At 66.5% G+C, this 14,276-nt stretch carries 12 protein-coding genes; 7 read left to right on the plus strand and 5 right to left on the minus strand.

Going from position 1 to position 14,276, the window contains the following annotated elements:
• Nucleotides 1-5 precede the first annotated feature (5 nt).
• The 5 genes from metZ to HT578_RS20030 all read left to right on the plus strand — a co-directional run bounded on the left by metZ (nt 6) and on the right by HT578_RS20030 (nt 6,247).
• Nucleotides 6-1,214 carry an O-succinylhomoserine sulfhydrylase gene (gene metZ, locus HT578_RS20010; RefSeq protein ID WP_213501191.1) on the plus strand — a complete coding sequence of 403 codons (1,209 nt, stop codon included), beginning with the start codon at nt 6-8 and terminating at the stop codon, nt 1,212-1,214.
• Nucleotides 1,211-2,578, plus strand: coding sequence for a PAS domain S-box protein (locus HT578_RS20015; RefSeq protein WP_277884206.1), 1,368 nt, complete (start codon nt 1,211-1,213; stop codon nt 2,576-2,578). The genes metZ and HT578_RS20015 overlap by 4 nt, the downstream gene beginning before the upstream one ends.
• Before the next feature lie 68 nt (nt 2,579-2,646).
• Entirely contained in the window at nt 2,647-3,045 is a 399-nt protein-coding gene (gene apaG, locus HT578_RS20020; RefSeq protein WP_213504511.1) for a Co2+/Mg2+ efflux protein ApaG, read from the plus strand.
• A 78-nt stretch (nt 3,046-3,123) separates the two neighbouring features.
• Entirely contained in the window at nt 3,124-3,927 is an 804-nt protein-coding gene (locus HT578_RS20025; protein WP_213501192.1) for a LysR family transcriptional regulator, read from the plus strand.
• 70 nt (nt 3,928-3,997) lie between these two features.
• Nucleotides 3,998-6,247 (plus strand): S9 family peptidase, encoded by a 2,250-nt coding sequence (locus HT578_RS20030; protein ID WP_239026379.1) that lies wholly within the window; start codon nt 3,998-4,000, stop codon nt 6,245-6,247.
• Between the two features lie 124 nt (nt 6,248-6,371).
• Here the strand turns inward: HT578_RS20030 and HT578_RS20035 are convergent, their stop codons facing one another.
• From HT578_RS20035 to HT578_RS20045, 3 genes are all read right to left on the minus strand, one after another.
• Nucleotides 6,372-6,545 (minus strand): alpha/beta hydrolase family protein, encoded by a 174-nt coding sequence (locus tag HT578_RS20035; RefSeq protein WP_213501194.1) that lies wholly within the window; start codon nt 6,543-6,545, stop codon nt 6,372-6,374.
• A gap of 412 nt (nt 6,546-6,957) precedes the next feature.
• Nucleotides 6,958-7,947, minus strand: a complete 990-nt coding sequence (gene htpX, locus HT578_RS20040) for a zinc metalloprotease HtpX (protein ID WP_213501195.1) — start codon at nt 7,945-7,947, stop codon at nt 6,958-6,960.
• A gap of 111 nt (nt 7,948-8,058) precedes the next feature.
• Nucleotides 8,059-9,627 carry a substrate-binding domain-containing protein gene (locus HT578_RS20045; RefSeq protein ID WP_213501196.1) on the minus strand — a complete coding sequence of 523 codons (1,569 nt, stop codon included), beginning with the start codon at nt 9,625-9,627 and terminating at the stop codon, nt 8,059-8,061.
• Nucleotides 9,628-9,803: 176 nt separating this feature from the next.
• Between HT578_RS20045 and HT578_RS20050 the strand changes: the two genes are divergently transcribed.
• Nucleotides 9,804-10,997 (plus strand): acyltransferase family protein, encoded by a 1,194-nt coding sequence (locus HT578_RS20050; protein WP_213501197.1) that lies wholly within the window; start codon nt 9,804-9,806, stop codon nt 10,995-10,997.
• An 83-nt stretch (nt 10,998-11,080) separates the two neighbouring features.
• On the opposite strand, the gene HT578_RS20055 is transcribed toward HT578_RS20050, so the two are convergent.
• Nucleotides 11,081-11,572 carry a flavin reductase family protein gene (locus HT578_RS20055; RefSeq protein ID WP_039394749.1) on the minus strand — a complete coding sequence of 164 codons (492 nt, stop codon included), beginning with the start codon at nt 11,570-11,572 and terminating at the stop codon, nt 11,081-11,083.
• Nucleotides 11,569-12,522, minus strand: a complete 954-nt coding sequence (locus HT578_RS20060; RefSeq protein WP_213501198.1) for a LysR family transcriptional regulator — start codon at nt 12,520-12,522, stop codon at nt 11,569-11,571. Before HT578_RS20060 ends, HT578_RS20055 begins: the two co-directional genes overlap by 4 nt.
• 184 nt (nt 12,523-12,706) lie before the next feature.
• Between HT578_RS20060 and HT578_RS20065 the strand changes: the two genes are divergently transcribed.
• Entirely contained in the window at nt 12,707-14,209 is a 1,503-nt protein-coding gene (locus tag HT578_RS20065; protein ID WP_213501199.1) for a CoA-acylating methylmalonate-semialdehyde dehydrogenase, read from the plus strand.
• Nucleotides 14,210-14,276 lie beyond the last annotated feature (67 nt).

Here is a 14,276-nt window from a genome sequence, read left to right on the forward strand (position 1 = left end):
GCACCATGAAACGCACGACTGGACAGGACCGCAGCAAGACCCGCCTCTGGCGCCCCGCAACCAAGGCCATTCGCGGAGGCACCTGGCGCTCCGAAATGGGAGAAACCAGCGAGGCGCTGTTCCTGACATCGGGGTACAGCTACGACAACGCCGGCACCGCCGCCGCCCGCTTCATGGGCGAGGACGACGGCATGACCTACTCGCGCCTGCAGAACCCGACCGTGCAGATGCTGGAAGAACGCATTGCGCTCATGGAAGGGGCCGAGGCGTGCCGTACCCAGGCTTCGGGCATGTCGGCCATGACCACGGCGCTCCTGTGCCAGCTCTCGGCCGGCGATCACATGGTGTCCGCGCGCGCCGCCTTCGGTTCGTGCCGCTGGCTGGGTGACAGCCTGCTGCCGCGCTTCGGCATCGACGTGACCGTCGTCGACGCGCGCGACACCAAGGCCTGGGAGGAGGCGATCCGCCCCAACACCAAGGTCTTCTTCTTCGAGACCCCGGCGAACCCGACAATGGACGTGGCGGATCTCGCCGCCATCGCCGAGATCGCCAAGGCGCACGGTATCACCACCGTCGTCGACAACGCCTTCTGCACGCCGGTGCTGCAGCGTCCGCTCGAATACGGCATCGACGTGGTGGCCTATTCGGCAACCAAGATGATGGACGGGCAGGGCCGGGTCCTCGCCGGTGCAGTCTGTGGCTCGGAAGAATTCATCAACGACAAGCTGCTGCCCTTCCAGCGCAACACCGGGCCTAACCTTTCGCCCTTCAACGCCTGGGTGGTGATGCACGGCCTGGAAACGCTGGACCTTCGCGCCAAGCGTCAGAGCGAGAACGCGCTCAAGATGGGCCAGTTCATCGAAGGCCGCGTCAAGCGTGTGCTGCACCCCTGGCTCGACAGCCACCCGCAGAAGGACCTGGCGCAAAAGCAGATGGACGCCTGCGGCCCGATCTTCGCCTTCGAAGTCGAAGGCGGGCGCGAGAAGGCGCACGCGCTTCTCGATGCACTCGAACTGGTCGACATCTCGAACAACATCGGTGATGCGCGTTCGCTGATGTGCCATCCGGCCTCGACCACCCACCACAACATGGGGCCTGAGGGCCGTGAGGCGATGGGCATCTCGGAAGGCATGCTGCGCTTCAACGTCGGCCTCGAAGACATCGACGATCTGATCGAGGACGTCGATCAGGCGCTGAACCGGGCGGGGCTCTGAGCACGCTCGCCCACGGAACCGACCCGGCGGCGCTTCTTGCCGCCATCGTGGAGTCGAGCGACGACGCCATTGTCGGCAAGACGCTCGACGGCACGATCCTCAGCTGGAATGCGGCCGCCGAGCGGGTGTTCGGCTGGCCGCACGATGAGATCGTCGGGCGCAACATCCGCACGCTGATCCCCGAGGACCGGCAGGACGAGGAGGACGCGATCATCGCGCGGATCCGGCAGGGCCTGCGCATGCCAACCTTCGAGACCGTGCGCCTGCGCAAGGACGGCAGTCTTGTCGATGTCGCGGTGACCGTGTCGCCGTTGCTCGACCGCGAAGGGAAGGTCGTCGCGGCCAGCAAGATCGCGCGCGACATCTCGGGCCAGAAGGCCACCCAGCGTCAGCTTGCCGAGAGCGAGCAGCGCTTCCGGCTTCTGGCCGACAACATGAGCCAGTTGGCCTGGATCGCGGACAGCGAGGGGGCAATCTTCTGGTACAACAAGCGCTGGTTCGACTACACCGGAACGACCCTGGATGAGATGCGGGGCTGGGGCTGGAGGAGTGTGCACCACCCGGACTACGTCGAGGGCGTGGTCGCGCGGATCAGCGCCTGCTACCGCTCCGGCGCGGACTGGGAAGACACCTTTCCCCTGCGCTCGGCCAAAGGGGAGTGGCGCTGGTTCCTTTCCCGCGCCAAGCCTATCCGGGACGCAGATGGGGCGATCGTGTTCTGGTTCGGCACCAACACCGACGTGACCGAGATGCGCGATGCCGAGCAGCGCATCGAACTGCTCCTTCAGGAGGTCAACCACCGCTCCAAGAACATGCTGGCGATCATCCAGTCGCTGGCGCGGCGCAGCGATGCCAGCCGCCCCGATTTCATCGAACGCCTGGAGCAGCGCATCCGCGGGCTGGCCGCCAACCAGGACGTGCTCGTGCGCCGGGCCTGGTCGGACATCCCGGTGATGGAGATGATCGAGGCGCAGTTGCGCTCGCTCGGTGAGCAGCGCGCGCAGGTTTCGTGCGAGGGCCCGGACGTCATGCTCTCGCCGGGCGCGGCCGAGGCGCTTGCCATGGCGCTGCACGAGATGGGTACGAACGCGCTCAAGTATGGCGCGCTTTCCGACCCGGGCGGACGGGTCACGATATCCTGGACGCGCGAACCTGGACCCACCGGCGAAGAGGACGATGCGATTTTCCGCATCCGCTGGTGCGAGCGGGGCGGGCCGGCGGTAGAGGCGCCGCAGCACAAGGGCTTTGGCACGCGCATCATCGTTGACGTGCCGCGGGTCAAACTCAGTGCAGAGGTTGTGACCTCGTACGATGTCGCCGGTTTCTGCTGGCAACTCGAATGCCGGGCGGCCGAACTGGACTAGCGTGCACAAGGGTTCGGAACGTGGGTAACGAGGTTGTCCCGGCGGGCTTTTGTCGCTACTCTATACCCATGAAAGAACTGTTTCAGCATGCCGCCATTTCCGAAGGCGTGACGGTTCGCGTCGCGGTGAACTTCCTTCCTGAGCAATCGCGGATCGAAGCGGGCAAATGGTTCTGGGTGTACCACATCCGTATCGAGAACGGGACGGAAGGCACCATCAAGCTGATGAGCCGCCACTGGCGCATCACCGATGGCAATGGCGAAGTCAGTGTGGTGGATGGCGACGGGGTTGTTGGCGAACAGCCGGTCCTCGCGCCCGGTGCCTCGCACGACTATGTGTCCGGGTGCCCTCTGCCCACGCCCCAGGGCAGCATGGAAGGCCACTACATCTTCCGCCGCGACGATGGTTCGGAGCTGCAGACACAGATCCCCTTCTTCCCGCTCGCCGCACCCGCGACGGCAGGCTGATTTTTCCGCACCTTACAGGAAGGCCAAAGCGGTGCGGAGCGGCTTGCCCGTAGCCGCGCGCAGGCCTAGAAAAGCGCCATGAAGCGTTCGCACCTGCCCTTGAATGCCCTGCGCGTTTTCGACGCGGCGGCCCGACACCTCTCCTTCACCCGCGCGGCTGACGAGCTGGCGGTGACGCCTGCGGCCGTCGGCCAGCAGATCCGCGCGCTCGAGGATGTTCTGGGTGTTGTCCTGTTCCGCCGCACCAGCAAGGGACTGGAGCTTACCGATGAGGCGGGTGCGGGGCTTGCCGCGCTGCGCAGCGGGTTTCTCCAGTTCGAGGACGCGGTGCAGTCGATGCAGGCGGGCCAGTCGAGCCTTGTCTACACCATTGCCGCTCCGCGCGAATTCTTCGCAGCCTGGCTTGCGCCGCGCCTTGCCGCGTTCCGCAAGGCCAACCCGCAGGTGCGCTATGCGCTTGTCGATGGCGAGATGACCGATTTCACCGAAGCCAATCTCGATCTCGCCGTGCGCTGGACCGATGGTCCCGGCGATCTGGAAGGGGTGCAACTGGGTACCGCGGACTGGGTTGAGATCGGCGAGGGCGACTGGATTGGCTGGCCGGGCGATCCCGATCCCTGCGGCCAGGGCGAGGACAGCGAAGAGAACAAGCCCCCGATCATCGTCAGCGATGCCGGACAGGCGGTGGCCGCGGCGAACGCGGGCATGGGCCGCGTGCGCGTGCCCGCGCTTTTGGCGCAAGGCCTTGCCAACTGGAGCGCGCAGGAACTGGAAGCCAAGGCCAAGCCCTGTCGGCGGGCCTACTGGCTGCTCGCCCCGCGCCCGCAATGGCGTCAGAAGAAGGTCAAGGACCTGGTGGCGGCGCTGACCGCTGCGGATTGAGGCGCGCGGGCATCTGGCATCGCCCGGCCAGTCTGCTATCCCCCTTGCCATGAAAACACGACATCTGCTGATGGCCGGCCTTGTTGCCGCCCTGCCGGTTGCCCTGCCGACCCTGTCCTTCGCCAAGGCGGATACCGCCGGAAAGACGTCCATGCCCGATCCGACTTCCGCTGCCACGCTCGATTTCACGCGTGTCTTTGCCAGCCCCGCGCTCAATGGCCCGAGCCCGCGCCAGGTGCGCATTTCGCCCGATGGCCGGTACCTGACGTTGCTGCGCAACCGCCCGGATGACCGCGAGCGCTATGACCTGTGGGGCTATGACCGCAAGGGCGGCGAATGGCGCATGCTGGTCGATTCGCTGTCGCTGGGGACCGGCCGCGAGCTCAGCGAAGCCGAGAAGATGCAGCGCGAACGCCAGCGCATCGGCGACCTCAAGGGGATCGTCGACTACGCCTGGAACGAGGATTCGGCCTCGCTGCTCGTACCACTCGATGGCGATCTTTTTCTCGCCGGGCTCGATGGCAAGGTTACCCGCCTGACCGATGATGAGGGCGATGAACTGAACCCCGCGCTGAGCCCCTCGGGCACTTATGTCTCCTATGTCCGCGACGGCCGGCTCCTTGTGGGCAAGACGGGCCGCGGGCAGAAGGCGGTGACGCCGCAAGAGACATCCGAGACGGTCCACTGGGGCGAGGCCGAGTTCGTCGCCCAGGAGGAAATGGCGCGCCTTACTGGCTATTGGTGGGCGCCCGACGAGGCGCACATCGCGGTCGAGCGTTACGACGAGGCCCCGGTCGGGGTGGTCCAGCGTGCCGCCATCGGCGCCGAAGGCACCAAGATCTACGCGCAGCGCTATCCCGCAGCGGGTACCCCGAACGTGCTCGTCTCGCTCCATGTGATGAAGCCCGATGGTTCGGGCCGCGTCGAGGTGGACCTGGGCGCGGACCCGGACATCTACATCGCGCGCGTCAACTGGTCGCGCGATGGCAAGACGCTCTACGTTCAGCGCCAGAACCGCGCGCAGGACCGGCTCGACATGCTGGCGGTCGACCCCGCGACCGGCGCCTCGCAGGTGCTCTTCACCGAGACTGCGGCAGAGGGAGGCTGGACCAACCTTTCCGACAGCTACCGTTTCCTCAAGGACGGCAGCCTTGTCTGGTGGTCCGAGCGCAGCGGCTTTGGCCACCTCTACCGCTTCAAGGACGGGGCCTGGACGGCGCTCACCAGCGGCAACTGGGAAGTCTCCAGCCTCGTCGGCGTGGATGAGGCCAAGGGCCGCGTCATTTTCACCGGCACGCGCGACGATGTGCTGGCGCCCCAGGTCTATGCGATTGACCTCGAAAATCCCGGCGCGCCCGAGCGCCTGACCGAGCTGGAATGGGCCAATTCGGCGGTCGCCAGTCAGGACGCCTCGACGCTGGTCATCTCGCGATCCTCGCCCGATCAGCCAACGCAGAGCTATATCGCGGACGGCACCGGCGCGCGTCTCGCCTGGGTGGAAGAGAACAAGCTCGACGCCGAGCATCCCTACACGCCCTATCTCGCCAGCCACCGCGAGCCCAGCTTTGGGACGGTGAAGGCCGAGGACGGTTCGGACCTGCACTGGATGATGATCACGCCCGAACTGAAGCCGGGCAAGACCTACCCGGTGTTCTTCGAGCACTACGGCGGCCCGCACGTCCAGACCGTCTCGAAGGACTGGCTGGGCGCGCGCCCACAGGCCATCGTCGACAAGGGCTTCATCTACTTCCGCCTCGACAACCGGGGCAGCGCGCATCGCGGCGTGGAGTTCGAAAAGCAGATCCGCGAGGCCATGGGCACCGTCGAGGTGGCCGACCAGAAGGCAGGCGCGCAGTATCTCAAGACGCTCGATTTCGTCGATCCCGACAAGATCGTGACCTATGGCTGGTCCTATGGCGGCTACATGACGCTCAAGATGCTCGAAGCCGACCAGGGGCTCTACGCGGCCGGTATCTCCGGCGCGCCGGTGACCAAGTGGGAACTCTACGACACCCACTACACCGAACGCTACATGGGCGATCCGCGCCAGGTGCCCGAGGCCTACGCGGCGTCAGCCGCCATCGAGGACGCGCCCAAGATCGCCGATCCGCTGCTGCTGATCCACGGCATGGCCGATGACAACGTCGTCTTCGAGAACTCGACCGCGCTGGCCGCAAAGCTCCAGAACGAGGCGAAGCCCTTCGAGATGATGTTCTACCCCGGCCACACCCACTCGGTCGGTGGTCCCAAGATCAGCGTCCATGTCTGGAACACGATCTTCGACTTCCTCGAACGCCACGGCATCACGGGCGAGGACTGAGCCTTTTCAACGCGTGCGGGTGAGCCTTTGCGAAGGCTTGTCCGCCGGGTTGTGCCTGACGAGGAACGCGCCGAGCGTTTCGTACCAGTTGGCCTCGTTCTCGGCTTCCGAGAAACCGTGGCCTTCATCCTCGAAGATCAGCCTCCATTGCGATGGTCGCCAGTTTGGCGGCCTTCTTGAGCAGGTAGAACTGGCTGTAGGGGATACGGCCATCCTTCTTGCCATGGGAAACGAGGATGGGCCGGGTCAGCCGGGCGATCTGGTTGGCCGGAGATACGTCCTCGAAACGCAGGACCAAGGGGCGTGGTAGGCGGTGGCGAGGAGGCTCATCAGCAGGAACCGCCTGTCCGGATCGCCATGGAGAACATCGCTTGCGTTATAGGTATCGTAAAAGGGAACGGACTGGCTGAGCGAGACGAGCAGGCGATCCTTTCCGGCCCGGTGCCGCCAGTCGGCATCCTGATCCTTGCTCACCGCGAAGGAGCGTCAGGGGGTAAGCGTTGCGGCGTCATAAAGGCTGACGCGGACTTCATCCTTCACGCGTACCCTCATGGCGATGTGGGCGCCATCAGGTGCCCGCGTGGCCGAGAAAACCTGGCCGCGCGCGGCAAAGGCGCTGGACGTCCGATTTCCAGCCTGTGGGGCGAGCTTGCCAAGGTGAGAGTTTGGCAAGCGACCAACAGGGCGCAGGGGCGGGAAGAAGGGTGCGGTCAGGGCCTGCGGTTGGGATCGAGCGCGGAGCGCCCGGGTGAGCTCTTGCGCGAGGAGGGAACCGAAGGCCGGCTTCCCCCCGCGTTCGACGACGTGGGCGCCGAATTTCGCGACGGCGCCTCAAGGTGTTCGCCCGAAGCGTGGCGCACGACCCGGCTCCCGCCCTCCATCGCCATCAATGCTGCGATGCGCTTTTCCGTGGCGGGGTGGGTGGAGAAGAGATCTGAAACACTGGAGGGCACGATATAGAGCTGCGCCGTCGCCGGGTTGCGCTCCACGGCGGGGTTTCGGGTGTGCGCGGCGGGCCCGGCGATCTTGGAGAGCGCCGAGGCGAGCGCCTGCGGGTCGCCGCAGATCTCCGCGCCAGCCTTGTCGGCACCGTACTCGCGGGTGCGGCTGATCGCCATCTGCACGATCATCGCGGCGAAGGGGGCCATGAACACGGCGGCAATGGCCGCGACCGGGTTGGGCCGATCCTCGCCCCCACCACCGCCATGCCCGAAGAACAGGCCGAAATTGGCAAGCATCGAGATGGCGCCTGCAATCGTCGCAACCATCGTCATGATGAGCGTGTCGCGGTTGCGCACGTGGCCCAGTTCATGGGCCATGACGGCGGCGACTTCGTCTTCGTCCAGCATGTCGAGAAGGCCGGTGGTCGCCGCGACGGCCGCGTTCTGGGGATTGCGCCCGGTGGCAAAGGCGTTGGGGGCAGGGGTGTCCACGATGTAGACTCGCGGCATCGGGAGCTCGGCGTTGCGGGCGAGCCGCTCGATCATGCGGTAGAACCGCGGCGCGCTGCTGGCGTCGACCTCGCGCGCGTTGTGCATGCGAAGGACGATGCGGTCCGCGTTCCAGAAGGTGAACAGGTTCATGCCCGCGGCCACGAGCAGCGCCAGCATGGCGCCGCCGGCTCCCCCGAAGAGGTAGCCCAGCCCCATGAAAAGCGCGGTCAGCGCCGACAGTAGCATGACTGTCTTCAAACCGTTCACGGCTTCATCAACTCCTTGTGTTTCGTGAAACTTCGTGCCCTTGAATCTAGGGTGCGAACGGCCCGTTTCAATTGCAGCAACAAACGGTAAAAATTGGACAGCAAGACGCACTCAGGTTGCGGAAAGCGAGGCCCGGCTGTCCTCCTGCGCCCCCTTGCGAGGGGCCACTGATCCGCGTTCGATGAGGCGGGCACCGAAATGTGGGGGCGCGGCATCGTCCGTGACCTGACGTGGGTCATCCTGCAGGCGGCGAACAGCCTCTGCGCCGAGTGCCGCCCACGGGATCTGCATCGAGGTGAGCGGCGGACAGGTCATCTGGGCGAGAGGGGTGTCATCGAAGCCGATCACGGAGAGGTCATCGGGAACCGTGATCCGCGCTTCGGCGGCCGCGTGAAGAATCCCGGCGGCCATGGCGTCGTTGCAGGCGATGATGGCGCTGGGGCGCGGGCTGACTTCGAGGAGCACCCGGCCCGCCGCGAGCCCCGAGGTGAAGGAGTTGTCGCCCGGCTCGATCAGGGCCGCGCCCCGGTCGAGGCCGTGGTCAGCCATGGCATCGAGATAGCCCAGTTCGCGCGCCTGGGCGAGACGTGCGCCCTCGGGGCCAGCGACCAGCCCGATGCGGCTATGACCAAGTCCGACAAGCCAGGCGACAGCCTGCGCCATCGCGGCCCGGTCCGCGCTGCAAAGCCCTGCGCCATCGGGCGAGGGGCCGAGGCGAATGCAGGGTGTTCCCGCGTGCCTGCAGGCCTCTATGATTCTGTCGTCCTCCGCCAGGGGAGGGAGCAGGACGACGCCGCTCGGGTTGTGCCGGGTCAGGAATGTGTGGAGCTGCGCCGGGCGGCGGCTGGCGGGGCCTTCGAGTGGCTGGATGAGAAGTGCAAGTTCGCCTCCGGCCATGGCGGCGAGCATCCCGTCCTCCACCTGCTCGACGCGGGCGCGCTCGTCCCCAGTGTGGACCAGCGCGAGCAGAAAGTTGCGCCGCAGCGCCAGCGCGCGCGCCTGCGCGTTGGGGACGAAGCCTGTCTCCTCGATCACGCGGCGCACGCGGGCGCGCATCGTATCGCTGAGGAGCGGGCTGTCGTTGAGATAGCGGCTCACCGTCTTGGTCGATACGCTGGCGAGCCGGGCAATGTCGTTGATGGTGAGGCGCCCGTCGTCCGCCATGGTGTCTGGTGCGGGCAGGATATCCGGTGCCGGATCCTTTACCGGGGGACGCGGGGTGGGTTCGTCCGGTTCGGCGGGAGGCGGGGCGGACGGTGGCGCGTCCGACAAATGCGGGTCATCGTCCTTGACCGCCACGTCCGGCGGCGCTTCGGCTGGCTCCGTCTCCGTCTCCGTCTCCGTCTCCGTCTCCGTCTCCGTCTCCGTCTCCGTCTCCGTCTCCGTCTCCGTCTCCGGCTCCGGCTCTGGCTCCGGCTCTGGCTCTGGCTCAGGTGCCTGGGCGGCTCTCTCTTCCAGCTGCGGAGTTGCGAGCCCGATTTCGCCCAGCACGGCCGCGACACGTGTGCGCATGCGCGTGCCCAGCAAGGTTGGGTCCTTGAAGAAGCGCCGGATGGTCTGGGCCGAGACGCCCGCGAGACCGGCCAGTTCCGCCACGGTGAGATGTGTGGGCGCGGCGGCCTCGCCCGTGTCTCCGGTTTCGGATGGCGGCGTGGCAGAAGTGGGGGCGGACTTGGCCATGCAGACACTGGTGCCCGGTCCTGACAGCGCTGGCCAAGGGTGTTCGATCCGAAACGGAGAGGTTCGTTCCTCCGCCGGCGGCCTCCCGCGCGGGGATGCGGCAATTGCGCCGCCTGATGAACCCGCCTAAAGGACCAACCTTCCTGCCGCCCGAGCGGCTCTGAGATGGTACCTCGATGACTCCCGCCCCTTCACAGCGTCACTACGGAATGGACTGGCTGCGCATCGGTGCGTTCATCCTCCTGATCTTCTACCACGTGGGCTATTCCTTCACCGCCTGGGGCTACCAGACGCCCACGCGCGGCGTGGTGTGGTGGGCCGAGATCCCGCTTCTGGGCATGAGCGCCTGGCGCCTCGCGCTTCTCTTCGCGATCTCGGGCTATGCCAGTGCGGCGCTGCTGGTGCGCGACAAGGGGCAGGTGTCGCAGTTCGGCTGGAGCCGGATCAAGCGCTTGGGCATTCCGCTCGCCTTCGGGCTGATCGTGGTGGTGCCGCCCCAGCCTTACATGGGCCTCGTCAACAGCGGATACGAGCACGACTACCTCTACTATTTCCTGCACGACGCCTTCAGCTTCCAGAAGATCCGCTACGAATACGTGCCGCGCATCATGCACCTGTGGTTCGTGATCCACCTGCTGGCCTACACGCTGGCGATGTGCGGGATCATGCTGGTGCTGCCCGCGTCTTGGCAGGCGGCGCTGCGCCTTGGTTTCGAGCGGCTGTTTGCCGGGCCGCTGCTGATCCCGGCGGGCATTCTGCTGGTCTACCTGGTGCGCAATTACGTGCCCTATGGCTGGACCGACATGCACAACTTGCTGAATGACCGTGCGGCACACCTCCATTATGGGGGCATGTTCCTGTTCGGCTTCCTCCTGCGCGGCTCGTCCGCGCTGCGGGCCTCGATTGCCCGGCAGTGGCCGATCGCGGCGGTACTCGCGATGGCCGGGTTCTTCTGGGTCGCGGGTGATTCCTGGCTCTACCCGGGCCGGATCGCGACGCCCCAGGAATGGCGCCACGCGCTGATCCTGGCCAAGTCGGTGGAGAGCTGGGCGGCGGTCATCGCCCTGTTCGGGATTGCGGACCGCTTCTGGAACTTCAACCACCCCTGGCGCCAGACGCTGTCCGAGGCGGTGTTTCCGGTCTACATCGCGCACCAGACGATCATGGTCCTGGTCATGTACCCGATCCGCGACTGGGGGCTGACCGCGCTCCCTGAGTTCGCGATCCTGTGCGGCTCGGTCGCGATAGGGTCCTGGCTGTTCTACCTCGTCGGGCGCGAGGTCGGGCCGCTGCGCCCGCTGATCGGGCTCAAGCGGCACAAGACGCACCGTCTGCCCAAGACCGATCCGGCACCGACGCCCGGCACCTGAGGCGGACCGGCAGGCCCCATGAAAAAGGCCGCGCCACCCATCCGGGGGGCGCGGCCTTTTCGGTTCCGCGTTGTAGGCAGCGCTTACATGCGCTCGGCAAAACCGCCGTAACGGCCGCGGTGGAAGAGCATGGGATCCTCGTTGCGCACGGTCTCCATCTTCAGCACCTGGCCCAGTACGAACCAGTGGTCGCCCGCCTCGGTGACCGAGTAGAGCTCGCACTCGATGCTGGCGATCGAGTTGGCGATGACCGGCAGCTTGTTGTCCGAGAGGACGTAGTCGACACCGACGAACTTCTCGGCGCCCTTGGCCGCGACCGAGCGGCACACGTCCTGCTGGTCCGAGCCCATGACGTTGACGCAGAAGTGGCCGTGCTTCTCGATCAGCGGCCAGGACGAGGAGGACTTGTCCGGGAAGAAGCCGACAAGCGGCGGATCGAGCGAGACCGAGGTGAACGAGCCGACGACCATGCCGGCCGGCTTCTCGCCGTCCAGCGCGGTGATGACGCACACACCCGTCGGGTAGCTGCCGAGGACCTTGCGGAATTCGGCCGGATCGATCGTGGTTGTCGTCAAGATGGAAGTTCCTTTTTACGTGCGTTTTCGGGCGCGGCGCGTGCGCCTCGCGGCATGAGGACCTCCTCGCCCGCACGGACCGTTTCGTCAAGCCATTGCCGGAAGGCGCGGATGCGCGGCAAACGGCGGATATCCTCGTGTGTGACGAACCAGAAGGCGCGCTCTAACCGAACCTCGGACAGCACCGGGACGAGGCGGGGATCGGTGTGGGCCATGAAGGCGGGGAGCACCCCGACACCGGCCCCGTTGGCAATGAGGCTGTGCTGCGCGGTGATGCTGGGCGCGCGCAGGCTGGCTTTCAGGGCGGGGTGGATCTCGTCGAGATAGCGCAATTCGGGCGCGTGGAGCCGGTCGGGAATGTACCCCACGAGGCGGTGCCCTTCGAGGAGGTCGGCGGGCGCCCGGGGAACGCCGTGCGCGGCAAGGTAATCCGCCGAAGCGTAGAGGCCGAGCGCATAGTCGGCGAGCTTGTGCGCGACGAGCGGGCCCTTGCGCGGCCGGGCGAGGACAATGGCGACATCGGCCTCGCGCCGCCCGGGACTGAGCGCCTCGCCGGGCGCGGAGACAAGGTCGATCGCAAGGCCGGGGTGACGTGACTGGAACTGCGCAAGGCGGGGGCTGAGAAAATCGGTGGCGAAGCCTTCCGGCGTTCCGATCCGCAAGGTGCCGGTCAGCCCGTCCTCGCCTTCGCCCGAACCCGTGATACCGGCTGCGGCGCGGTCCATCTGCTCGACCGCGGCGAGCAGCGCCTCGCCCGCTTCGGTGAGGACCTGCCCGGTGCGTGTCTGCTCGAAGAGAGTAGTGCCCAGCGCCGCTTCAAGACGGCGCAGGCGGCGGCCCATCGTGGTCGGGTTGACGCCGAGGCGCCGGGCCGCACGGGCCAGCTGGCCGCTGCGGGCGATGGCAAGGAAGGCCTGGAAGTCGCTCCAGTCGGCGTCGGAAATGGGCATGGGGCACCTTGCGTTCGCGGGTATGATTGTGACTGCAAATTTGCAGTACAGTATTACAAAACTGCACCTTGCCTGCAAATTCGGCGGGTCTTATCCCGGTTGCAGCCAAACTTGAAAAGATGCGGCACAGCGCATGTGGGAGCGCCTTTGGGCGCTACCCATGGCGACGATGAGAGGAGAGAGGATGCGACGGATCGAACACAGGATCGCAGGCGGTGCGGGCGGCGGCTTCGGAGCGCCCCGGACTGCACCAGTGTACGATCCCAACCGCGGCGTGGTTCAGGCCGAAGTCGTCCTGGGAGAGGATGCCGTCCTGGACCGCGCCGTCGCGGCCGCGAAGGAAGCCCAGCCCGCCTGGGCCGCGCTCAACCCGCAAAAGCGGGCGCGCGTGCTGTTCGCCTTCAAGCAGCTGATCGAGGCGAACATGCAGGAGCTGGCCGAGCTCCTCTCCAGCGAGCACGGCAAGGTGGTCGAGGATGCCAAGGGCGATATCCAGCGCGGGCTTGAGGTGGTCGAATTCTGCTGCGGCATCCCACAGGCGTTGAAGGGTGACTACAGCCTTGGCGCAGGGCCGGGCATCGATGTCTATTCGATGCGCCAGCCGCTCGGCGTGGGCGCGGGGATCACTCCGTTCAACTTTCCCGCGATGATCCCGATGTGGATGTTCGCGCCCGCCGTCGCCTGCGGCAATACCTTCATCCTCAAGCCCTCCGAGCGCGACCCGTCCGTGCCCAACCGCCTGTGCGAACTGTTCCGCGAGGCGGGCGCGCCCGAAGGCGTGCTGCAGGTCGTCCACGGCGACAAGGTCATGGTCGATGCGATCCTCGATCACCCTGATATCGCGGCGGTCAGCTTCGTCGGGTCCTCGGACATCGCGCACTATGTCTACAGCCGCGGGAGCGCGGCCGGAAAGCGCGTCCAGGCGATGGGCGGGGCGAAGAACCACGCCATTGTCATGCCCGATGCCGACCTGGATCGCACCGTCGAGGACCTTGTCGGCGCGGCCTTCGGTTCGGCGGGCGAACGCTGCATGGCGCTCCCTGTCGTCGTGCCCGTGGGCGAGGATACCGCCGAGGCTCTGCGCGCCCGGCTCGTTCGCGCCATTGAAGGGCTGAAGGTCGGTATCTCGACCGATCCCGAGGCGCAGTACGGCCCTGTCGTCACCGCGCAGCACAAGGCGCGGATCGAGGACTGGATTGCAACCGGCGTCAAGGAAGGGGCCGAGCTGGTCACGGACGGACGCGGCTTCACGCTCCAGGGCTTTGAGGCGGGCTATTTCCTCGGTCCTACGCTGTTCGACCGGGTGACGCCGGAGATGTCGGCCTACAAGGAGGAGATCTTCGGGCCGGTGCTCCAGATCGTGCGGGCGGAGAGCTTCGAGGAGGCGCTCGCGCTTCCCTCGCGTCACCAGTACGGCAACGGTGTGGCCATCTTCACGCGCAACGGTCATGCCGCGCGCGAATTTGCCGCCCGTGTCGAGGTGGGCATGGTCGGCATCAACGTGCCTATCCCGGTGCCGGTCTCCTACCACAGCTTCGGGGGCTGGAAGCGCTCGGCCTTTGGCGATCACAACCAGTACGGGATGGAAGGGCTGCGGTTCTGGACGAAGACCAAGCTCGTCACCCAGCGCTGGCCCGATGGCGGCGGGGCAGGGGACAGCGCCTTCATCATCCCGACGATGGCCTGAGGCCTGAACTTGGAAAGTCGCTGCCCGCGCAGCAAGAAGGAACACGAACGGGGGAACGGGGGTTCTT

It is taken from the genome of Novosphingobium decolorationis (assembly GCF_018417475.1).
In the GTDB taxonomy this organism is placed as follows: domain Bacteria; phylum Pseudomonadota; class Alphaproteobacteria; order Sphingomonadales; family Sphingomonadaceae; genus Novosphingobium; species Novosphingobium decolorationis.

Bases quoted from the DNA above. Each gene is read 5' to 3' on its own strand.
- metZ (WP_213501191.1), top strand. From the start codon at position 6: ATGAAACGCACGACTGGACAGGACCGCAGCAAGACCCGCCTCTGGCGC.
- apaG (WP_213504511.1), top strand. From the start codon at position 2,647: ATGAAAGAACTGTTTCAGCATGCCGCCATTTCCGAAGGCGTGACGGTT.
- HT578_RS20025 (WP_213501192.1), top strand. From the start codon at position 3,124: ATGAAGCGTTCGCACCTGCCCTTGAATGCCCTGCGCGTTTTCGACGCG.
- HT578_RS20030 (WP_239026379.1), top strand. From the start codon at position 3,998: ATGGCCGGCCTTGTTGCCGCCCTGCCGGTTGCCCTGCCGACCCTGTCC.
- HT578_RS20045 (WP_213501196.1), bottom strand. From the start codon at position 9,627: ATGGCCAAGTCCGCCCCCACTTCTGCCACGCCGCCATCCGAAACCGGA.
- HT578_RS20050 (WP_213501197.1), top strand. From the start codon at position 9,804: ATGACTCCCGCCCCTTCACAGCGTCACTACGGAATGGACTGGCTGCGC.
- HT578_RS20060 (WP_213501198.1), bottom strand. From the start codon at position 12,522: ATGCCCATTTCCGACGCCGACTGGAGCGACTTCCAGGCCTTCCTTGCC.
- HT578_RS20065 (WP_213501199.1), top strand. From the start codon at position 12,707: ATGCGACGGATCGAACACAGGATCGCAGGCGGTGCGGGCGGCGGCTTC.